At 45.8% G+C, this 22,034-nt stretch carries 24 protein-coding genes and 1 tRNA gene; 2 read left to right on the top strand and 23 right to left on the bottom strand.

What is annotated here, in order from left to right:
* Positions 1 to 21 precede the first annotated feature (21 nt).
* From A3773_RS15065 to dapA, 3 genes are all read right to left on the bottom strand, one after another.
* A complete protein-coding gene (locus A3773_RS15065) occupies positions 22 to 981 on the bottom strand; it encodes a D-2-hydroxyacid dehydrogenase (protein WP_067987712.1) in 960 nt (319 codons plus the stop codon).
* A gap of 71 nt (positions 982 to 1,052) precedes the next feature.
* Positions 1,053 to 2,435, bottom strand: a complete 1,383-nt coding sequence (locus A3773_RS15060; protein WP_067987669.1) for an NlpB/DapX family lipoprotein — start codon at positions 2,433 to 2,435, stop codon at positions 1,053 to 1,055.
* A gap of 12 nt (positions 2,436 to 2,447) precedes the next feature.
* Positions 2,448 to 3,323 carry a 4-hydroxy-tetrahydrodipicolinate synthase gene (gene dapA / locus A3773_RS15055; RefSeq protein WP_067987709.1) on the bottom strand — a complete coding sequence of 292 codons (876 nt, stop codon included), beginning with the start codon at positions 3,321 to 3,323 and terminating at the stop codon, positions 2,448 to 2,450.
* 323 nt (positions 3,324 to 3,646) lie between these two features.
* Here dapA and A3773_RS15050 point away from each other — a divergent pair, with 323 nt between their 5' ends.
* Entirely contained in the window at positions 3,647 to 4,114 is a 468-nt protein-coding gene (locus tag A3773_RS15050) for a peroxiredoxin (protein WP_067987666.1), read from the top strand.
* 22 nt (positions 4,115 to 4,136) lie between these two features.
* Here the strand turns inward: A3773_RS15050 and A3773_RS15045 are convergent, their stop codons facing one another.
* Both A3773_RS15045 and A3773_RS15040 read right to left on the bottom strand, forming a co-directional pair.
* A complete protein-coding gene (locus A3773_RS15045) occupies positions 4,137 to 5,213 on the bottom strand; it encodes an AI-2E family transporter (RefSeq protein WP_067987663.1) in 1,077 nt (358 codons plus the stop codon).
* A gap of 12 nt (positions 5,214 to 5,225) precedes the next feature.
* Positions 5,226 to 5,462, bottom strand: coding sequence for a sulfurtransferase TusA family protein (locus A3773_RS15040; protein ID WP_067987661.1), 237 nt, complete (start codon positions 5,460 to 5,462; stop codon positions 5,226 to 5,228).
* A gap of 520 nt (positions 5,463 to 5,982) precedes the next feature.
* On the opposite strand from A3773_RS15040, the gene A3773_RS15035 reads away from it, so the two are divergent.
* Positions 5,983 to 7,419, top strand: coding sequence for a M48 family metalloprotease (locus A3773_RS15035; RefSeq protein ID WP_067987658.1), 1,437 nt, complete (start codon positions 5,983 to 5,985; stop codon positions 7,417 to 7,419).
* A gap of 43 nt (positions 7,420 to 7,462) precedes the next feature.
* On the opposite strand, the gene nadA is transcribed toward A3773_RS15035, so the two are convergent.
* The 18 genes from nadA to A3773_RS14945 all read right to left on the bottom strand — a co-directional run bounded on the left by nadA (position 7,463) and on the right by A3773_RS14945 (position 21,920).
* The gene (gene nadA, locus A3773_RS15030) at positions 7,463 to 8,518 is read right to left on the bottom strand and encodes a quinolinate synthase NadA (RefSeq protein ID WP_067987655.1); all 1,056 of its coding nucleotides are present in this window, start codon (positions 8,516 to 8,518) and stop codon (positions 7,463 to 7,465) included.
* Between the two features lie 369 nt (positions 8,519 to 8,887).
* Positions 8,888 to 8,963: transfer RNA gene (locus A3773_RS15025), tRNA-Lys, on the bottom strand.
* 52 nt (positions 8,964 to 9,015) lie between these two features.
* Positions 9,016 to 9,699 carry a 7-cyano-7-deazaguanine synthase QueC gene (gene queC, locus A3773_RS15020; RefSeq protein ID WP_067987652.1) on the bottom strand — a complete coding sequence of 228 codons (684 nt, stop codon included), beginning with the start codon at positions 9,697 to 9,699 and terminating at the stop codon, positions 9,016 to 9,018.
* A 15-nt stretch (positions 9,700 to 9,714) separates the two neighbouring features.
* Positions 9,715 to 10,506: a tol-pal system protein YbgF gene (gene ybgF, locus A3773_RS15015; protein ID WP_067987649.1), complete on the bottom strand. Its 792-nt coding sequence runs from the start codon at positions 10,504 to 10,506 to the stop codon at positions 9,715 to 9,717.
* Between the two features lie 3 nt (positions 10,507 to 10,509).
* Positions 10,510 to 11,025, bottom strand: a complete 516-nt coding sequence (pal, locus tag A3773_RS15010) for a peptidoglycan-associated lipoprotein Pal (RefSeq protein ID WP_067987646.1) — start codon at positions 11,023 to 11,025, stop codon at positions 10,510 to 10,512.
* Between the two features lie 99 nt (positions 11,026 to 11,124).
* Positions 11,125 to 12,432 (bottom strand): Tol-Pal system beta propeller repeat protein TolB, encoded by a 1,308-nt coding sequence (gene tolB, locus A3773_RS15005; protein ID WP_082800648.1) that lies wholly within the window; start codon positions 12,430 to 12,432, stop codon positions 11,125 to 11,127.
* 20 nt (positions 12,433 to 12,452) lie between these two features.
* Positions 12,453 to 13,343 carry a cell envelope integrity protein TolA gene (tolA, locus tag A3773_RS15000; protein ID WP_067987641.1) on the bottom strand — a complete coding sequence of 297 codons (891 nt, stop codon included), beginning with the start codon at positions 13,341 to 13,343 and terminating at the stop codon, positions 12,453 to 12,455.
* A 9-nt stretch (positions 13,344 to 13,352) separates the two neighbouring features.
* Positions 13,353 to 13,769, bottom strand: a complete 417-nt coding sequence (gene tolR / locus A3773_RS14995; protein ID WP_067987639.1) for a protein TolR — start codon at positions 13,767 to 13,769, stop codon at positions 13,353 to 13,355.
* Positions 13,770 to 13,790: 21 nt separating this feature from the next.
* Positions 13,791 to 14,471 carry a protein TolQ gene (tolQ, locus tag A3773_RS14990; protein WP_231902221.1) on the bottom strand — a complete coding sequence of 227 codons (681 nt, stop codon included), beginning with the start codon at positions 14,469 to 14,471 and terminating at the stop codon, positions 13,791 to 13,793.
* Between the two features lie 200 nt (positions 14,472 to 14,671).
* A complete protein-coding gene (locus tag A3773_RS14985; RefSeq protein ID WP_067987629.1) occupies positions 14,672 to 15,052 on the bottom strand; it encodes a TraR/DksA family transcriptional regulator in 381 nt (126 codons plus the stop codon).
* Positions 15,053 to 15,236: 184 nt separating this feature from the next.
* A complete protein-coding gene (gene ruvB, locus A3773_RS14980) occupies positions 15,237 to 16,247 on the bottom strand; it encodes a Holliday junction branch migration DNA helicase RuvB (protein WP_067987624.1) in 1,011 nt (336 codons plus the stop codon).
* A gap of 11 nt (positions 16,248 to 16,258) precedes the next feature.
* Positions 16,259 to 16,891, bottom strand: coding sequence for a Holliday junction branch migration protein RuvA (gene ruvA, locus A3773_RS14975; protein ID WP_067987622.1), 633 nt, complete (start codon positions 16,889 to 16,891; stop codon positions 16,259 to 16,261).
* On the bottom strand, positions 16,888 to 17,547 hold the full coding sequence (locus A3773_RS14970; protein ID WP_067987619.1) for a trimeric intracellular cation channel family protein: 660 nt from the start codon (positions 17,545 to 17,547) through the stop codon (positions 16,888 to 16,890). The genes ruvA and A3773_RS14970 overlap by 4 nt, the downstream gene beginning before the upstream one ends.
* A gap of 45 nt (positions 17,548 to 17,592) precedes the next feature.
* Positions 17,593 to 18,111: a crossover junction endodeoxyribonuclease RuvC gene (gene ruvC / locus A3773_RS14965; RefSeq protein WP_067987616.1), complete on the bottom strand. Its 519-nt coding sequence runs from the start codon at positions 18,109 to 18,111 to the stop codon at positions 17,593 to 17,595.
* Between the two features lie 181 nt (positions 18,112 to 18,292).
* Entirely contained in the window at positions 18,293 to 19,033 is a 741-nt protein-coding gene (locus tag A3773_RS14960; RefSeq protein ID WP_067987613.1) for a YebC/PmpR family DNA-binding transcriptional regulator, read from the bottom strand.
* 131 nt (positions 19,034 to 19,164) lie between these two features.
* Complete coding sequence (gene aspS / locus A3773_RS14955; RefSeq protein WP_067987610.1) at positions 19,165 to 20,928, bottom strand: aspartate--tRNA ligase; 1,764 nt, start codon at positions 20,926 to 20,928, stop codon at positions 19,165 to 19,167.
* Between the two features lie 81 nt (positions 20,929 to 21,009).
* Positions 21,010 to 21,243, bottom strand: coding sequence for an FmdB family zinc ribbon protein (locus A3773_RS14950; protein WP_067987607.1), 234 nt, complete (start codon positions 21,241 to 21,243; stop codon positions 21,010 to 21,012).
* A 233-nt stretch (positions 21,244 to 21,476) separates the two neighbouring features.
* Entirely contained in the window at positions 21,477 to 21,920 is a 444-nt protein-coding gene (locus tag A3773_RS14945; protein ID WP_067987604.1) for an HIT domain-containing protein, read from the bottom strand.
* Between the last annotated feature and the right edge of the window lie 114 nt (positions 21,921 to 22,034).

Below are 22,034 nucleotides of genomic sequence, written 5' to 3'. Positions count from 1 at the left end.
CCTAAACCTAAGCGGTAACCCTTAAACGGTACGAATCGGCGTACCGCTCATAAACGCTCTCATATTCTCAGCCGTCTGCTCAATAATCCGATTTCTCGCCTCGATACTGCCCCACGCGGTATGGGGTGTAATCAGCAAATTAGGAATCGTTGAATCCAGTAACACGTTACCCTTAACCGGCGGTTCTTCGGTTAATACATCACACGCCGCACCAGCGATAATCCCACGCCTCAGCGCATCAGCAAGATCGGCCTCATTAACAATACCGCCACGGGCCGTATTAATAATAAAAGCTTCAGGTTTCATCTGTTCGAAAATCTCAGTCGTAAACAGGTTTTCAGTTGCCTCTGTCAGCGGGCAATGCAAACTAATAACATCCGCTTGCTGGATGAATTGGTCAAAGGGACGTTTGGAATTGTCATCTTTCTGAGTATGACCCATATCACCAATCTTTTGGCAGACAATGACTTTCATGCCAAATGCTTCAGCAATTTTCGCCACACCTTGACCTAAATGCCCATAGCCAATAATGCCAAGCGTACGCCCTTTTAGCTCAATAATCGGATGCGTTAAAAAACAAAACTGCTCTGAGCGCTGCCACTCACCCGCCGCAACATCCTGCGTGTACGATGACAAGTTGGTATGTAATGCCAAGATTAGTGACCACACATGCTGAACAACAGAATCAACACCATAGGCTACACAGTTAGAAACAGGGATCCCCAACTCATAAGCGGCTTGCTTATCGACCACATTGGTCCCGGTAGCTAATACACAGATCAACTTCAGTTGGGCCGAATGCTCAAGATGATGACGGGATAACGGCGTTTTGTTCGTGATAACAATATCAAAACCGTCAATTCGATGGGCGATCTCATCTTCCGCCGTTAAGTCATAACATACGAGTTCATCAACTAAAAATTCAATCGCACTCAGGTCTAATGCCTCAAGACCTTTTAAATCAAGAATCACTGCACGCATAACCATCTCCACGAAAAGTCATAAAAAAGGGCCCTTAAGGCCCTTTATATAATTAGAAACAACTTAGACACTTAGTAAGAGCGTGGTAACTGCTCTTTAATCTCCCACAAGATCTCTTCACCTATAACCGCAGGTGCGGCAACACCTTCAGCGGTCAAGACACTCAGATAAACACCGGTGCGCGTACGAATAAGCTTCAACTGATACTGGCCAGTATGTTCAAACTTACCGGAGTTTGCGTTATAGACTCCCGAGTCACCCCCACCAAAGACATAGATCGGTTTACCTGCAAACCAGATCTTATAGCCTTGTTGATTAGCCTCATCTTGCGGATCATTCAGTGTACCAGCCGCCGTTTTATCTTCTGTATTCTGGAAGCGTGCCGCCGTTTTTCCGCTGGTATAACTTATGCCGTCCGTATCTTCATCCGCACCAAAAGCAGCGGAAATAGAACTCGTATCTAATGTAATAGGCCCCCTATCTGAATGTAACCATTCAAAGAACCCCATCTCTTCCTGATTTTCAAACGGGGTAGAGGTTGTGTATGTCATGTAGAAGTAGCCCGCTTCAGGATCACGCGTACCTACATCCATATCCGCCTTATCGACAGCGGCACTGATTTCGTTCCATGCAGACTCAATATCAGTATCTAGTTTCAATACCGCATTACCACGGGAGTCACGCCCCAACTGGGTACCTAAACGACGCTGTTCTTGGAACGCGACCAAGGTTTGCGCACTGCGATCACCGGTCGCTTTACCTAGGTAACGCAGCATCTCAAACATCATATCGGACTTATAACTTACGCCCCTAGCTTGTTCGCTCCAATCAACCTCTGTTTGCTCATCACCTTCAGCAAAACGTATATGTTGCATAGCAACTGCGGTCCGCGTTGGATCACCATCAACAGGCTTCAAGCTCACTTGTAGCTTATCTTTCGTTGGCCCCGGAATATCTTGGAAGGTCAGACGTTTAACCCAAGCATCAACAAAACTTAACTCTTTTGCTTCATGGGTAATCCACTGAGTTTCCATCACCCCTTGACGCGGATCAGATTTAACAATATCGATACCGTTGAACTGCCAGAACTCCTGCAATTTAACCCAGACATTGGTGATACCTTCATCCACAACGATCACTTTATCGCCATTTTCACGCTTTAAGCTAACCGATTCTGAACCTGATTCGGCATAGAAGAACTCCGGCCGTGGAACAATAAAGTCACCCGCGCGACTCGTTGCAACGTTACTCACTTCCGGAATACTTAAAGATTCTTCAGTCTGTTTAGCTTTAAGATGCTCAGGCACCTCTAGGCGCTGGCTTGTTTCCGCTAACTCGTAGTCTTGACTACGGTCACGAACAATACCGTTTTCGCCATAGATCGGGTTATCATCCAACATACCGCAGCCCGTCATTAACAGACTTACTACCGATAGAGATAAAATCTTTTTCATTATTAGAATCGCTTAAATAATTTTACTGCTACGCAATGCTTCGCGTACAGTTGAATGATATTCATCAGCTAATACGGTTAACGGTAAGCGGATACCAAGCCCCATTAACCCCATTTCTGTCATCGCCCATTTTACTGGGATAGGATTTGCTTCAACAAAAAGCTTTTCATGCAAAGGCATTAATTGAGCCTGTATCGCCCGGGCGGCATCAGCCTCGCCCGTAATCGCCAAACGACAAAGCTCAGACATCTCAGCCGGCGCAACGTTAGCGGTAACAGAGATATTACCATCACCACCTGCGATCATTAACTCAACCGCTGTTGCATCGTCACCGGAGTAGATTGCAAAATCAGCCGGTGATTTTTCAATGAGTAAGCGCGCACGCTCTAAATCACCAGTCGCTTCTTTTACACCTACAATGTTATCCACCTCGGCAAGACGAAGTACCGTTTCAGGCAACATATCGCAAGCAGTACGTCCTGGAACATTGTAAAGAATCTGCGGAATATCCACCGCTTCAGCAACGGCTTTATAGTGCAGAAACAAACCTTCCTGAGTTGGCTTGTTATAATAAGGCGTGACCAATAAACAGGCATTCGCCCCTACGTTTTTAGCTTCTTGGGTTAACTCAATCGCTTCAGAGGTCGAGTTAGCCCCCGTACCCGCAATCACGGGGATACGGCCTGCTACACGATCTACCACACGTTTAATAACCTGGCAGTGCTCATCGCAGTTTAAAGTAGCAGACTCACCTGTAGTGCCTACAGCGACGATAGAATCAGTGCCCTTATCCAAATGCCAATCCACAAGTTTATCGAGAGAATCCCAGTCGATATCACCGTTAGAATGCATAGGGGTAACAAGAGCAACAATGCTGCCAGTAATCATTTTCTTCTCCATGAGATAAATATCAGGTTTAGCAATGCCCAAATTACTCTGACACACCGCTTATTACAACCTTAAAAGCGTTACTAATCTTATTCTAGCTATATGAAAGTAATGATTATTTAGCTAAACAATTAGTCAGTTATATAAGACGATACAAAGACAATTAACACTACAGGAGCAGCTCCAACAGCTGCTATTATCTGTGATAATGTTAGCGTCAAATAGCCTCTTATAATCTAAAACATATCTGGTATCGTACAAAGGGTCGTTATTCTATACGATTTTGTACTTTGTTGAGTAGCCATCATCACTAAGGATTTACTATGAACAGCGTTTCAATCGATAAAAAAGTCCCTTCTTTTACATCTCAAGCAACCAGCGAGCAAACAATTACCCTTTCTGACCTACAAGGGAAGAACGTTGTGATCTATTTTTACCCTAAAGACAGCACACCCGGTTGCACAACTGAAGGCCAAAACTTTCGCGATTTAATCGCAGAATTTGAAGCTGCCAACACTCTCATTTTTGGTGTCTCCCGTGACAGCCTTCGCGCACATGAAAACTTTAAAGCAAAACAGGCATTTCCGTTTGAACTCATTAGCGACCCTGATGAAACCCTTTGTAAATTATTCGATGTTATTAAGCTTAAAAAGAATTACGGTCGTGAATATATGGGGATCGAACGCTCAACCTTTCTCATTGACAGTGAAGGCGTTCTTAAACAGGAATGGCGTGGTGTAAAGGTAAAAGGTCACGTAGATGAAGTACTCGCAGCAGCCCAAGCACTGTAAAGCGTCGTTTAGAGAAGCAGCACTAAGTGCTGCTTTCCTCTGAAGCCAACATCTTCGTTTTAGGCCATGCATTAATAATGGCCTTAAATAAGGTCGCTAACGGTATAGCGAAAAATAAGCCCCAAAATCCCCATAACCCGCCAAAAACAAGCACTGCCACAATAATCGCAACCGGGTGAAGATTTACCGCTTCAGAGAACAAAAGCGGTACCAACACATTGCCATCTAAGGCCTGGATAATACCGTACGCGATCATTAGATACATAAAATCACCGCTCCACCCCCATTGGAAGAAAGCGATCAACGCAACAGGGATCGTAACTAACGCAGCGCCGATATAAGGGATTAACACCGACAAGCCAACAAGAATGCCTAATAATGCAGCGTAATTGATACCTAATAATATAAAAGTGATGTAGGTCACGACACCTACCACCACAATCTCTATCGCTTTGCCTCGAATATAATTGGCGATCTGATCATCCATTTCAACCCAAACAGCCCGCATCATGTCGCGCTTTTCAGGCAGGAATGAGACCCACCACCGGGAGAGAGACGCACCGTCCTTCAAAAAGAAAAAGACGAGGATGGGCACCAATACCAAATAGATTAACAACGCCATAATGGAGGTTAATGAGTTGAGTGAGAACGTCACCACCCACTGCCCCATTTGGGATAGTTCAGACTTCGCCAAATTAATCAGCTCTAGCACCCGCGTTTCCGATATAAACTCCGGATAACGCTCAGGCAGCAACAGAAGCACAGACTGAATTTGCGACATAATGCGGGGCAGTTCATTAAATAAGTTGACCGATTGTCGCCAACCCAACGGCATAACAATAAACAACAGTGCGGCCACACAGCCAATAAAAGCTAAAAAGACCAAAATTACCGACGGTAGATGAGGGATCTTGAGCTGTTTAAGCCGATTAACTCCACCTTGCATCAAAAACGCCAAGATAATCCCTGAAAACACAGGAGCCAATGCCTGACCTAAGGTTAAAATGACGAGTAACGCAGCGGCCAACAAAATGAAAAGCAATATTGCCTCTTCATCCGAAAAGTAACGTTCGACCCATTTACTAAATATTTTGCGCATTGACCTTCTTTGCTAACCTCTTCGAATAATATAAACGTACGGTTCCACATCCGTGGACGAATCAACTAGATCATGGTCAGATTGATCAGTAAATGCTTTAAAATCACGGATGGAACCACTATCCGTCGCAACAACTTTTAAAATAGAGCCCGGCTCCATCTTATTTAATGCTTGTTTAGCCTTTAACAACGGTAAAGGACAATTTAACCCCGATGTATCGAGCGTTAAATGAATATCATAATGAGTCATAAATATGTCTTAAAGATAAAATCGTAAAGCAAACGAATAGAGCGCCTTTTACATAAATCACTGATCACACCCAGCGCCAATCAATATTTGCGCTTGTCTAACCCCTGCAATTAACCTATTTGCGCGAAAAACATGCAGTGCTAAGGGATGTATATCATAGTCGTCTTAATCTTGGTATCAATCAATATACGCAGCCCCAGTTTAGACGTGATAATACCGCCCTTAAAAAAGCCATTAACGGAAAAAAACCAAACCAACAACCCCCTTCGCCCATACCCTGTGTTGGAGTCACGCTCACGCCAAAATACTTATGGGACAGCATTATCACGCGTCACTCACTCAAAGAAAAAAACCAAACAGTCTTTGCTCGCGCCCCCAAACAAGGCGAATTAAAAGGAACTTAATCACCGCTTTACATATCTTAACGAATAGATTTGTCATACCAAGGCCTTAGATAGCTTATAGTATGTGTTATATACCTTTATTATTGGCACTCGGATGGGTTTTTTCGGATAGATATATGCGCAGCACATGGTTCAATTTTCTCATACCTCTTATGGCCCTATGCCTCCCCTACTCCGCATCGGCTGAGTCCCAACTCCCCGATATAGGAAGCAGTGGCTATAGTATTATTTCACAACAACAGGAATACCAATTAGGTCGAGCCTGGGCACGGGTACTTCGCGGTAGCACCCATATTTATGAAGATGCCTTAGTTAGCCAATATGTTGAAGAGCTGACATGGAGCTTAGTAACCCACAGTCAACTTACCGATCGGCGCTTAGAAGTGATTGTCTTAGACAACCCAACCGTGAACGCTTTTGCCGTTCCTGGCGGTATTATCGGTGTGCATACGGGCCTATTGATTACCGCTCAAAACGAAGCGCAACTCGCCTCAGTGCTCTCCCATGAGTTAGCCCACTTAAGCCAACGTCACTTTGCCTCACAACTTGAAGAGCAGCGCCGTAACCAACCTTTCTTTATCGCGTCCATTTTAGGCAGCATTCTCCTTGCCGCCGCAGATACTGAGGCTGGCATCGCGGCGATGCAAACCTCCATGGCAGCCTCAACCTCATCTAAACTATCCTTTAGCCGCCAGAATGAGCGTGAAGCCGATTATATAGGCTTACAAACATTGACCGCCGCAGGCTATGCGCCGATCCAAATGGCCAACATGTTTACACAACTACAACAGGCCGCACGCTTTAGCCGCACAGTCCCTGAATTTTTACTAACCCACCCGGTGACACAATCACGAATCGCAGACGCTCAAAACCGAGCAGCTAACTTCACAGGATCGGCCACCAAAGAAAATACGATCTCATTCGATATTGCTAAAGTTCGCATTCAAGTCAACTATGCACAGGACGTTAAAAAACTGCTGGCAAAATACCAAGAAATGCTCACTCAACATGGCAACGATACGCTTAGGTACGCCGTTGCCTACACTGCCATCAAAGCGAAAAAGTTCGATATCGCCAAACAGCAGATGGATCAATTTACCTCCGCGTTCAAGTCACAGCTCAGCAGCCAACTACTTGAAGCTGAATACCTTGTTGCTAAAGAAGCGTTTGAACAAGCAGATAAAATCCTCTCTAACCTGCACAACGTATATCCTGGCAATCATGCCATTAGCTTCATCTATGCCGACAACCTCCTACATCTAAACAAACCGCAACAAGCCACAAAGCTTTACGAAACCTTAGTCGAGGGCAACCCCAACGATAGCCGCGCGTGGTATTTATTGGCGGAGTCTTATGGGTTAGAGGGTAATATTGTGGGCGTTCATGAAGCGCGTATAGAGTTCTTTTTACTCACCGCCAATATAGACAAAGCATTGCGCCAAGTGGATTTCGCACTTAAAGAACCTAACTTAACCCCTAACGAGCGGGCCCGCTTAGAACAACGCAAAGAAGATGCAAAAGCGATAAGAAAATCACTTGAATTTGATTTCTAAGCATAAAAAATCCCGCCTAAGCGGGATTTTTTTATAATAATATTTATCCCTGATTGAGCGCCGCTGAAAAGTCCAACATACGTTGTAACGGCTTACGCGCATCTGTAATTAATGCGGGATCAACATGGATCTCATCCTGACCAGACTCAAGCGCATGCAATACACTCTCTAAGCCGTTCATCGCCATCCACGGGCAATGGGCACAGCTACGGCACGTCGCCCCTGAACCGCCGGTAGGCGCCTCAATAAACTCTTTGCCCGGCGCAGCTTGCCTCATCTTATAGAAGATTGCGTTATCCGTCGCCACAATAAACTGCTTATTAGGTAACTCTCTAGCGGCATTAATCAACTGCGTCGTAGAGCCCACCGCATCTGCGATCTCCACAACAGAATCCGGTGATTCAGGGTGCACCAATACCGCCGCATCGGGGTATACCTTCTTAATATCAAGAATACCCTTCGCTTTAAACTCATCATGCACAATGCAGGCACCATCCCACATCAACATCTCAATACCCGTTTGGCGCTGAACATAAGAGCCTAAATGCTTATCTGGCGCCCAGATAATCTTCTTGCCTTGATCAGCTAAATACTCAACCACATCAAGAGCAATACTGGATGTCACCACCCAATCCGCACGCGCTTTAACTGCCGCAGAAGTATTCGCATACACAACCACTTCATGATCGGGGTGCGCATCACAAAACGCAGAAAACTCATCAATAGGACAACCTATATCCAATGAACACGTCGCCTCAATCGTCGGCATAATGACACGTTTATTGGGCGTCAAAATCTTAGCCGTTTCCCCCATGAATTTAACACCAGCCACCACCAAAGTACTGGCGGGATGCGCATTACCAAAACGCGCCATCTCTAACGAATCAGATACACAACCACCGGTTTCATCCGCTAATTGCTGAAGCACCGCATCAGTATAATAATGAGCAACTAAACACGCGTCTTTCTCTTTCAATAACGCTTTAATACGCTGCTTATAATCATCGACCTGCGCTTCACTCATATCTAACGGCAGGTGCTCTTTGGCAAAGTGTTCTTGCACAAGAATGCGATCTGAAATGTCTTGTTTGCTCAACATGTGATGTTTGTACTCATATATCAAGGGAATAAAACGCTGCCTATCTCACCAATAACCAACAGCGAAACCACTGAAGACTCACGCCCAGCAGAAAAAATAAATTATATCACAGAGATTAAAAGGCTAACGACTATAAAGCGGGGATTTAATAACCGATAAACATGGAGCGTCCTGCTTATCAGCTGTACGTTTTAATGTTTTGTCGAGGCTCTTACCTCTGGCGACCTGTAGCGCACAAAGAATAACGCTATCAAAACAAGCATCTTTTGGCGTTGAACCTAGATCACAAACTATGCCGCCTAAAGCAGCAGGGATAACCCGCAAATATTTTAGACATAAAAAAACCAGCGCAGGGCTGGGTTCTTTAAGTGGTGGGTCGTACAGGATTCGAACCTGTGACCAATTGGTTAAAAGCCAACTGCTCTACCAGCTGAGCTAACGACCCACTTGGAGGAGGCGTATTCTACGCACCAAAGACGGGAAAGCAAGGCTTTTTTTTATTGATAGCGCGTTGGGTCTTTTATTCCCGCATCAACAAAACCTTGAGTCCGTAAGCGGCAGCTATCACAGACACCACAAGCTCGGCCATCATCATCTGCTTGGTAGCATGAAACGGTTAAACCGTAGTCGACGCCTAACGTAGTACCCGCTTGAATGATCTGCTCTTTACTCAGGTCAATCAACGGCGTTTCTATGCGAATAGGATCACCACTCACGCCCCGTTTAGTCGCTAGATTTGCCATTGTCTCAAATGCTGCGATGTATTCAGGTCGACAATCAGGGTAGCCCGAATAATCCACGGCATTAACACCAATAAAAATAGTATCGGCTTCAAGCACTTCAGCCCAACCTAAAGCTAACGATAGAAAGACCGTATTGCGTGCAGGCACGTAAGTCACGGGGATTTCATCCGTCTCCTCTTCAGGTACATCAATACTATGATCCGTTAGCGCGGAGCCACCAAAATCCTCAAGGTGGAGACGGATAACTCGATGCTCAACCGCCTTTAACTGCTTGGCGATCTCTTTCGCTGCATTCAGCTCTGTCAGCGAGCGCTGCCCATAATCAAAACTCAGCACATAGCAGTCATAACCACGATCAGAAGCCATCGCTAAGGCTGTTGCTGAGTCCAAGCCGCCAGAAAGCAGCACCACTGCTTTAGGAGAAGCAGGCGTATTCATGTTGTTGTACCAGATTTATTGAAGACGTTTAAATTCTTCCGCTAAACGTACAGCTGAAGAGTCGGGATATTTATTAATTACAAGATCTAGGTATTCAGCTGATTTTTTACTGTCACCTAATTGATCATATACGATGCCGAGCTTGTAAGCCGCATCGGGTGCCTTACGGTGATCAGCAAAACGCGTGACAACCTGCATAAAAGCTTCACGGGCCAATTCTGGTCGCTGTTCAGCAAGATGAATCTCACCTAACCAGTAATACGCATTAGGCAACCGCTCACTTTGCGGATAATCCTTAATGAACGCGTTAAAGGCTTCAGCTGCTTTAGGGAAGTTACGCTCGCGTACTAAACCAAACGCTTCACGATACGCTTTAGCATCGCTCGGTGCCGCATCTGATTGTACTAGCTCAGGTTCTGACTTAGCGGCGGTTTGACCTGTAGACGCAGGCTCAACCGTGCTCGTCGTTGACGTACCAGCATTTGATGATGACACGGGTGCTGCAGACAGAGATGAGATACGCCGATCCAGATCACGATAACGATCAAGCTGCTGACGTTCCATCTGCTTTAGACGATAATCCTGTTGCTCTAGCTGCCCCCTTAATGAACGCACTTCGTCCTGTAACTGCTGGACAATAAGCACTAATTCACTGCCACTGGACGTTTGAGGCCGGTAAGCAGAGGTTTGTACTGAACGTTGGCTAGTATCTACGCCTAATTCAATGACAGGCACGTCTTCAGCAACAGCACTAGCGCTGAGTAACAGCGCCAGTGTTGATGTATATACTGTGTATTTTGAAGTCATAAATTAACGAGATACGTACTTCAATTCCACACGACGGTTCTGGCTCCAGCTAGAATCACTGTGACCCAAAACGGCAGGTTTCTCTTCGCCGAAGCTAATAGATTCTACCTGAGTACCCGATACGCCATTAACCTGTAAGAAGCGAGAAACGGCTTTAGCACGACGCTCACCCAGTGCCATATTGTATTCGCGAGTACCACGCTCATCAGCATGACCTTCTAGAATAACTTGTGCAGATGGGTTAGCCGCTAGGTACGCCGCATGTTTTTCTAGGTCTGCAAAACCGTTTGCTTTTACAACAGACTGATCGAAGTCAAAGTAAAATACAGTTTGCAGGTTTGCAACATCATCCATAGATGAACTGCTAACACCACCGTTCTGGCTTACGCCTTGAGTGGAACCTGTATCAGTGCCTGCTGTAGAGCCAGTGCGTTCTGATGTACCAGATGTACTACAACCGGCTACCCATGCTACGGATAGGGCTAGTGCAACTGCTTTAGTTACGTTGGAAGCTCGCATTGATCACTCCTGTAAAAATTTACTGGCATTTCCAGCATTTTTTAATGTTATTAACGCCGCCATGTCCAAATCAGGACATAAGTTAATGTCTATAAGAAATTATTGCAAGTAGGGACTCCATGCGGGTTCCCTAACATCGCCACTCGTGGCCGGTAATATAAAGCGCACATTACCATCCAGCGTGACACCACCCAGCACACCTTTAACCCCTTTTTGAGTAGCATAAAGAATTATGCTGCCGTTTGGCGCTATGGTGGGCGACTCGTCTAGATAAGTATCAGTTAACGTATCTAAACGACCAGTTTTCAAATCTTGTACGGCAATACGAAACACATTGTCATCGCCTCGATGCACCATCGCAAGGAAACGACCATCATGGGTCAAACGTCCACGCGAATTATAGTTACCTTCATAGGTCACGCGTTCCAATTGACGTGTCGCTAGCTGAAGACGGTAAATCTGCGGCTGACCACCCCGGTCAGAGGTAAAGATAATCGACTGCCCATCAGGTGACCATGACGGTTCGGTATCAATCCCGTAATGATGGGTAATCCGCGCTAAGCTACGAGACCTTAAATCAAGGACATAAACTTCGGGGTTACCATCTTTAGATAAGACTATCGCTAATTTATTACCATCTGGTGACCATGCAGGCGCACCATTTAGACCGCGGAATGATTGAACTTTTTCACGCTTGCCCGTTGCTAAGTATTGAATGTAGATGGCTGGACGGCCACTTTCAAATGATACATACGCCAATTTAGAGCCATCTCGCGCCCATGCAGGTGACATCAGAGGTTCACTCTGCTGACGAATAGTGATTGGGCGTGCGCCATCAGAATCGGCCATTTTCAGGCGGTAGCTCACTTTGCCCTCGCCATACTGCTGCGCCGTCACATACACAATACGGGTAGAAAATGCTCCACGAATACCGGTTAATTTTTGATAGATCATGTCCGAAATATAGTGGGCAATGTCGCGTAGGTTATCTTGTGTACCTGAGACCCGTTCCGATAATAAGCGCTGCTCTTTAAGGACATCATAGAGCTCAAATTCAACCTTAATCTGCGTCCCTTCCGCCGGAATTTGTCGACCGATCACCAAAAATTCGGTTTTACTCAGTCGCCAATCCCTATAGTAAATCTGATCTTGCTGGGTTGGAAAACTCAGCATCGTGGTGGGATCCATCATGCTAAACAGACCGGTACGCCCTAAATCAGCCGACACAATCTGCGCAATATTTTCTTTTAAGGCTGAACTGCCGCTCCACGCAAATGGCACGATAGCAACAGGGGTCGGCTCATCAATACCTTGAGTAATCTCAATCGCTAAGTCACTTTCAGCACTAACAACCGAGGAAAGCAGTAATACACAACTCACAATCCATAGATGGAACACTTTCTTCACGCTTAATTCCCCTTGTAAACCTAATCCCGCAAATCTTCAGGTCTGAACCTTAGAATACGCTTTCTAAAATAACGATCAAATATGACAGGATCTAACTCCTGTAGCTTTTCAAATACAGTAACACGATCAATCGCTCTCAAGGCATCATTATCAAACCGAGAGTCACCACTGGACTTCGTCACATAGCGATCATTAACACGCCCTGAGGGCAATAGATGCACCGTGACCTCAACCACCATACCATTTCGCGCGGTTGGAGAACGACGCCAATTACGGGTAACTTGATCAACAATATATGCCTCATAGCTCATGGCCGCAGCCCGCTGTTCTTCCGCTACGATTGCCGCCTCTTCCTCTTTCAGGGCTTGCAACAACGCTTCATTTCTTGCGCTTTCTTCTGCGGCTTTTCGGGCATTCTCTGCCTGACGTTCAGCTTCGGCCTTCTTCTTAGCCGCTTGCTCTTTCGCTTTTTTAGCCGCGGTTTCTTTTGCTTTTTTCGCTTTATCTGCCGCGGCTTTCTTTAACTTAGCCTCTTGCACTTTCTTCTGTTCTGCCTGTTTTTTTGCATCGGCTGCTTTTTTCTTAGCTAACTCTTGTTGTCGTTTTTTATCTTCTGCTTTCTTCTTAGCCGCTTTCTCTTTTGCTAACTGTTTTTTCTTCGCATCCGCTTTACGTTTTTTCTCGGCATCAGCCTTCCGCTGTAAATCGGCCTTCTGTTTCGCTTTTGCATCCGCTGCCGCTTTCTTTTGCGCTTTAGCCGTACTCATATCGACAATGGTTGCTTGAACATGGCGCGGTACTTTACGCACCGAGTCTTCATGTTCAAACCAGCTCTGAGCCAACAACGCAATCACAACCGCATGCAGTGCAATGGCAAATAATGAGGGAAGCAGGTAACTACCTAAACGCAAAATCCTAACCTACTCTGTCACCAAGCCAACGCTTGGTGCGCCAGCTTGTTGTAGTAAAACCATCAATTGCACAACCGTGTTGTAATCCACACTACGATCACCGCGCACTAATAGCATTTTGTCTGGGTTAGTCGTTAAAATCTTACTAATACGATCTTGAACAACTTCAGCCGTCACCGCTGTTTCAGGGTCTCCCCCTATATCGATAAAATACTCACCTGCAGCGTTTACCGTAACAATAACCGGTTCACTATCTTTATCATCGACAGGTTCGGCAGCGGCCTTAGGTAACTCAACATTCACACCTTGTGTCAGCATCGGTGCGGTAATCATAAAGATCACCAACAGCACCATCATGACATCAATGTAAGGCACAACGTTAATATCAGCGTTGAGTTTGCGCTTTTTCTTATGCCGTCTAATCATCTGATCACACTCCCCGTTAAATTAGTGTGATGCATGCATACGGCGATGCAGGATAGATGAGAACTCATCCGCAAACGTTTCATAATTACCCAGCAGATATTCAACCTGAGCGGAATAACGGTTATACGCGATAACGGCGGGGATCGCGGCAAATAAGCCGATCGCCGTAGCAATAAGTGCTTCTGATATACCGGGTGCCACAGAGGCTAACGTAGCTTGATGGACATTAGCCAAGCCTCGGAAGGAGTTCATAATCCCCCACACGGTACCAAACAGGCCGACATAAGGGCTAGTGGAGCCAACTGTCGCAAGAAACGGCAGGTGGCGCTCTAATTTGTCTTCTTCACGTGCTAAAGCAACACGCATACTTCGTTCAACACCATCCATTACTGAATCGGGATCGTAACCTTGTTGCTGGGTTAAACGGGTATATTCTTTAATGCCGGCCCGAAAAATATTTTCAGCACCACAGTCTGAATTAGGTTGTTGATTCACTTCACGAAAAAGCTGGCCCAAATCCACACCGGACCAAAACCGTTCTTCAAATTTTCTAAGGGATCGACGTGCTTTAGACAGCACCGATTGACGCTGAAAAATCATGACCCACGAAAGCACTGAGGCTAACAACAGCATTAGCATTACCAGCTGCACAACCAAACTTGCGTTTGCAACCAAACTCCAGATCGACATTTTTTCGACCACAGTACCTTCCTTCTTATAAATAAATGGTTACAGAGACCCTAGATCTGCGTTCTGATTACTCAAATGCAGAGAAGTTCAATCTATTTCCCATCAGAGAAATTTAGGACAAACAATAACAGTCAGAATAATTAATACAAGAAAAAAACCAGTCTATAGAGACTGGCTTAATAAAGGTGGGCTTTAGCGATGACGAGGAGGAATTATGCACTTTTCTGGAGCGCGTGTTCATGGCGTGTTTGACAACGAATACAACGGGCGGCTGTTGGACACGCTTTTAAACGGCTTAATTCGATCTCTTCATCACAATCGGTACACAAGCCAAAACTACCCGCTTCTATACGCTCCAATGCGGATAAACATTCAGCGATCTCTTCACTATGTCGTGAAAGGGATTCAACCTGTAACATAAAATCAACAGCAGCGTCGGCCTCCTCTGCCGAATCATGAACCTCAGGGACCTGTCCGCTGATATTCGCCTGCTGCTCTAGATCCTCATCCACCTCTGCTCGCAACTGCTCCAATAAACGGAGAAGTTCCTTTTTAAAGGCCGCCACCTCTGAAAGTGTAAGATTAACCGTCATAACAACACCTGTAACTTGCTTATTATAGTCACGGGTATAGTAGACGTAAGCGGATAAAAATAAGGTTGACGAGGATCAGTGTTAGAACAAAAGCTTCGTTAATACGGGTTTTATTGATATAAATCGGCTAAAAATAGGCATTTACAACCACAAAACCCAACAAGTGAGCGACATCGCCCTTCTATTAACTTTGATCAGGTTTGTTAATACCGAAGTGTTTATACGCATGATCGGTAACAACGCGCCCTCTTGGCGTACGCATAACAAACCCCTGCTGAATCAAGTACGGCTCCAATACATCTTCAATCGTATCGCGCTCTTCACTTAAAGCCGCCGCTAAACTTTCAACCCCAACAGGGCCTCCGGCAAACTTATCAATCATGGTCATTAACATACGGCGATCAAGATGGTCGAAACCATGATGATCAACATTCAACATATTCAACGCACGATCCGCAATATCATTATCAATGCGGCCATTACCTTTAACTTCGGCGTAGTCACGGGCGCGGCGCAGCAAACGGTTAGCAATACGTGGCGTACCTCTCGACCGTTTGGCAACCTCATTGGCCCCTTGCTCATCAATATGTGTACCGGACAACTTAGCCGAACGGGATACAATACTGGTCAGGTCTTCAACGTTATAAAACTCCAACCGTTGAACAATACCAAACCGGTCACGCAAGGGTGATGTTAATAAACCCGCACGTGTGGTGGCACCCACTAAGGTAAAAGGTGGAAGCTCGAGCTTAATCGAGCGAGCAGCGGGGCCCTCTCCGATCATAATATCCAACTGATAATCTTCCATCGCCGGATAAAGCACCTCCTCAACATTAGGGCTTAACCGATGAATTTCATCAATAAACAGCACATCATTCGGCTCAAGGTTGGTCAATAGCGCCGCTAAATCACCGGCTTTTTCAAGTACAGGACCGGAGGTTGTTTTAATCTCTGACCCCATCTCATTGGCAATGATATTAGCTAAGGTCGTTTTACCTAAACCCGGCGGGCCAAAAATCAATGTATGGTCCAGCGCCTCGTTACGCATTTTTGCAGCCTGGATAAAAATCTCCATCTGCTCACGCACCACCGGCTGACCAACATAGTCTTCTAATGTTTTTGGCCGGATGGCGCGATCGGTCACATCTTCTACAGGATTACTTAGTGGCGAGATAAAACGGTCAGCTTCTATCACTTAAAATGCTCCTACCCAACCATGGCACGTAAGGCGTAACGAATAAGTTCCTCACTGCTGCTTGTAGCGCCCAAGGCTTTGGCCGCCTGCTCAACCGATTTCGTTGCTTGCACCGGTTTATACCCTAAAGCGATCAGGGCACTTTCGGCCTCAGAACGTGAGTCAGCAACCGGTTCAAAAGCAGCCATATCAGGACCATCTGCCGCTGACAATTGAAACTCGCTTGAGCTTTCAAGTCCCAGCGCCTGAATTTTATCCTTCATTTCAACAATCAATCGCTCAGCGGTTTTCTTGCCAACGCCAGGTAACTTCACTAACGAAGCGGTATCCCCATCATTAACACAGCGCACAAACTCAGCGGTGGATATCCCCGATAAAATGGTGATCGCCAACTTAGGCCCCACGCCATTAGCTTTAATCAAGGTACGAAAAAGCGTGCGCTCTTCCCGTTCATAAAAACCATACAGCAACTGCGCATCTTCTCGCGTCACAAAATGGGTAAACAGAACCAGTTGCGAGCCGCACTCAGGCAAGCGGTAAAACGTATTCATTGAAGCTTCGACTTCGTACCCAACACCATTTACATCAATAACTAACTGCGGGGGACGCTTTTCTATTAACTCGCCTTTCAATCGACCTATCACTGATTCTGTCCTTTATCCATATCTTCTAACGTATGCCCTGCGACAATAAATTCAGGTAGTTTTAAATTAGCAAAAATCGTAGCTAGACGAACAACAAACACGATCGCCATCCCAACCAGTGCCAAAAATTGCTCGCCTAACACATCATAAAAAGCGATATAAAACACGGCCCCGACAATAGAACAGGTGGCATAAAGCTCACCGTCCCGCTGAAGTATCAACGGAATCTGACCTGTGAGAATGTCACGAATCATGCCTCCGGCACAACCGGTTATTACGCCCATCATCACAGCGATGACTGGTGAAAACCCTAAGGCCATCGCCTTCTCTGCACCTAATACCGTAAAGAGCGCTAACCCCATCGCATCCAACACCAACAATAGTCGTCTTGGGTATTGCATATAACGGCAAACCACAAAGGCCACAACCGCAGAAATAATTGCGACCCAGAGGTAAGTCGTATCAGCAATCCACACCACCGGATGTATATCCAGTGTGATATCACGAATAGTGCCACCACCTATTGAGGTAACAATGGCTAACACCACGACCCCTAAAATATCTAACCGCTTCCCCTGGGCAGCCAAAGCCCCAGCCGTCGCGAAAACAGCAACACCCAGAAGGTCGGCAATATAGATAAAGTGTTCATAATTCATGATTAAGCTCTTTTAAGTAATAGTGCTGCGAAAACAGCCAAAAAATTAGCGGCGCCAACCAGCGTTCCGCGAAGACATACTGCCCGCAGTTTTGATTAAGCTGCTACGTGTATGTGCATGACAAAGCGCAATCGCCAACGCATCGGCAGCATCCGCTTGAGGCAAACCGGGTAACTTCAAAATTTGAGCCACCATATGCTGAACCTGCGCTTTATCCGCCGACCCTTTGCCAACAACCGACTGCTTTACTTTACGCGCTGCATATTCATAGACAGGCAGGTCCACATTGGTTCCTGCCACAATGGCAACGCCCCGCGCTTGACCCAGCTTTAAAGCAGAATCGGCATTGCGCGCCATAAATACCTGCTCAATGGCCATCTCTTGGGGGCAATAACGCTCTATAACCTCAGCAACCCCTGCAAAAACCTGCTGTAAGCGTTCAGGCAGTTCATCACCTTTAATGCGAATACAGCCGCTGGCAACATATTCATTTTTATTGCCTACGCTGTTTATCACACCGTAACCGGTTATACGCGAACCGGGGTCTATTCCTAATATAAGCATCGATTTAATACAGTCTACGTAGAGTGGCGATTTAAAAGAGAGATCAATTGGATGAAATACTGTTTATTTATACAGCAAATCATACAGTAGTCCTCTCTTTTTAAAAACCCCCGTCTACACCGATATACGAAAAGGCCGGACAGCCGTGTAAATCGCGTGGCAACACAAACCCTGCGTCAGTTTACTCGTCCATCGATTCTTCAGGGATAATGGCATTGTGATAAACGTTTTGAGAATCATCTAAATCCTCTAGCGCATCAATCAACTTCAATACCTTACGCCCCGTATCAACATCAAGTTCAACGGTTGTGGAGGGAATCATCGCGATCTCACCATGAACTGACGGTAAACCCGCCTCGTCCATTGCCTGCTTTACATCCATAAAAGCATGCCAATCGGTGAACACATCGATCGAACCATCCTCATGTGTCACAACATCATCAGCTCCCGCTTCTAATGCCGCATCCATGACCGCTTCTTCATCCATGTCATCCGCAAAGGTGATCTGGCCTTTCTTTTCAAATAGGTAAGCAACAGAACCGCTTGTCCCTAAGTTGCCGCCAAATTTATTAAAGGCAGCACGCACACCCGCAACTGTACGATTGACATTATCGGTCATACACTCAACAAGGATAGCCACACCATTAGAGCCATACCCTTCATAGGTTAGCTCATCATAGTTGTCACCTTCTGCACCACCCGCACCGCGTAAAATCGCTTTATCAATGGTGTCGCGTTTCATATTTGCGCCGAGGCTTTTGTCGACCGCCGCCCGTAAACGCGGATTATCATCAGGATTACCACCCCCCTCTTTCGCTGCCACAACGAGCTCTCGAATGAGTTTAGTGAAAACCTTGCCACGCTTAGCATCTTGCGCTGCCTTGCGATGCTTGATGTTAGCGAACTTAGAATGACCTGCCATCACCCTCTCCCTATCTACCGTATTGTTTAAAATAGTGATCTATAAATACAAATAAGCTGCCCGAAGGCAGCTTATATTTAATGCTATATATGCCCCAAAGGAGCAAGGTGACGGTGACGCTAAAAAGCCATTTACGGCGTTTTGCGCAACTTAATATTTAATTCACGAAGCTGAACAGCGCTAACCTCACCCGGCGCATTGGTCATCGGACAAGATGCACTCTGCGTTTTAGGGAAAGCGATAACTTCACGAATAGAATCTGAACCGGTCATCAGCATAATCAAACGGTCTAAACCAAATGCTAAACCACCATGCGGAGGCGCACCAAATTTTAGAGCCGTGAGTAGGAAGCCAAATTTATCTTCAGCTTCTTCATCAGAAATGCCTAAGATCTCAAGCACTTTAGCTTGCATCTCTTGATCGTGGATACGGATAGAACCGCCACCCAGTTCACAACCATTAAGCACCATGTCATAAGCACGCGATAACGCAGCTAGCGGATCAGCTTTAAGCTCATCAGGCGAGCAGCTTGGCGCGGTAAATGGGTGATGAAGAGCGGTTAAACCACCTTCGCTCGTCTCTTCAAACATCGGGAAGTCAACAACCCACAAAGGCGCCCACTCACGCTGAGACATCTCAAGATCTTCGCCCACTTTGATACGTAAAGCACCTAGCGCTTCAGAAACCACTTTCTCTTGATCGGCACCGAAGAAAACGATATCGCCATTTTCTGCACCTAAGCGTTCCATAATCGCCATTGTCACATCATCACCCAAGAACTTGATGATAGGTGACTGAAGGCCATTCGCGCCGTTTTCAATTTCGTTTACTTTGATCCAAGCTAAGCCCTTAGCACCGTAAATGCTAACAAACTTAGTGTAATCATCGATATTTTTACGTGTCAGCTTAGCGCCGCCCGGTACTTTAAGTGCAGCAACACGACCTTTAGGGTCTTTTGCAGGCCCCGCAAAGACTTTGAACTCAATCTCGGCCATTAGGTCAGCAACATCAACCAATTCCATTGGGAAACGAAGATCTGGCTTATCAGAACCAAAACGTTGCATCGCTTCAGAGTAAGGCATGCGTGGGAAATCACCCAGATCAACACCCTTAAGCTCAAGGAACAGTTTACGGATCATTTTCTCTGTTAGGCCCATGATTGATTCTTCATCCATAAAGGATGTTTCAATATCAATCTGGGTAAATTCAGGCTGACGATCCGCACGTAAATCTTCATCACGGAAACATTTAGCGATCTGATAATAACGATCAAAACCCGACACCATTAACAACTGTTTAAACAGCTGCGGTGACTGCGGCAATGCGAAGAAAGCCCCTTCATGGATACGGCTTGGCACCAAGAAATCACGCGCACCTTCAGGTGTTGCACGGTTAAGAATAGGGGTTTCAATATCGAGGAAACCGTTATCATCTAGAAAGTTTCGGATCGAGTTAGATACTTTAGAACGGAAACGCAGTTTTTCCTGCATCTCAGGACGGCGTAGATCGATGTAGCGATGACGCAAGCGAACATCTTCACCCACCTGTTGATGCTCATCCAACTGGAATGGCGGTGTTTCAGACTTGTTCAATAGAACCAGTTCTTTACCTAATACTTCGATCTCACCCGTCGGCATATCAGTATTAGTTGTACCTTCAGGACGCGCACGCACTGTCCCTTTAATTTCGATAACAAACTCATTACGACAGCTATCAGCAAGAGTAAAACTCTCTTCACGATCGGGGTCAAATACAACCTGTGTGATACCTTCACGGTCACGCACGTCTAGGAAGATAACGCCACCGTGGTCACGGCGACGGTGTACCCAACCTGCCAGTGTAATGTCTTCACCGATATGCTCTTTTCTAAGATCGCCGCAATAATGACTGCGCATAATTTACTGTTCCTGTTAACTTAAATAGATCCAACGTACGCCAGATCGTCTATGAATTAATAACCTATCCAGTCTGCTTCGCTAGCTTGAGCTGGCAGAGCTGTCTGGTGTACCGGCAAGATTTTTCTTCTTACCGGTCTTAAAATCTGTTTCATACCAACCGGAGCCTGATAAACGAAAACCCGGTGCAGATACTTTTTTAATAACCTCACTGCTGGCGCATGAAACACAAACCGGCGCTGGTGCATCACTTTTAAGAACTAACTTCTCAAATTCGTGACCACAGCCTTCACACTTAAAATCAAAGATTGGCATTCGAAATAAGTCCTCAAACTGCTAAGGATAAACCCACTAAAAACGGCGGATTATACCTGAATTATTTGATGGTGACAGGCCCCTACCGCCATTGATCGCAGAAAGAGTTATCAGAAGTGGATTTAACAGAATAGAAGCGCTTTAACCTGTCCCTCACGAACAAGACACTAAGCGGACCTAAGGCCCGCTTTACACGTCAAAATTTCACTTAAGAGGTTAACGCACCGACCGGTTTAATGAAGCTCAAAAGTAAGCTCACCGGCTAACAACACTTCAAGTTTAGAGCGCACATCGTCTAGCTGTTCAGCACTGTAGGGTTGTGCCGGAAACTTACCCCAAACCGGCGCAGGCCAAGCCTTATCGGACTCATAACGCACGATATGATGAATATGTAGCTGGGGCACCATATTACCCAACGCCGCGACATTCATTTTTTTAGCCGCAAAAGCATCCGCAAGATTAGAGGATAAAAATGAGGATTCCTTCATTAAAATACACTGGTCTTCATCGGAAAGATGGTAGATCTCTGTCACCCCCGCCCGACGGGGCACTAAGATAAACCAAGGATAATTAGCATCATTCAACAGCAACAAACGACTAACGGGAAAGTCCCCCAATACAATACAATCAGCTGCGAGCTGGGGGGATAGTTCAAACTCAAGTTCTAACTCGTCCATTTTCATACTCCTGCATGCAAGGTTATAAGAACCTATACAATCAGTAAAAGATAAACCTATAAATGTGTTTAAAAGGTTGTTCAGAATCTTTATTCTCAAACAAAGCTTAGCAAC

Source organism: Neptuniibacter pectenicola (assembly GCF_001597735.1).
Lineage (GTDB): Bacteria > Pseudomonadota > Gammaproteobacteria > Pseudomonadales > Balneatricaceae > Neptuniibacter > Neptuniibacter pectenicola.
Note: the sequence above shows the minus strand (reverse complement) of the source record. Positions and strands in the feature narration are given on the sequence as shown.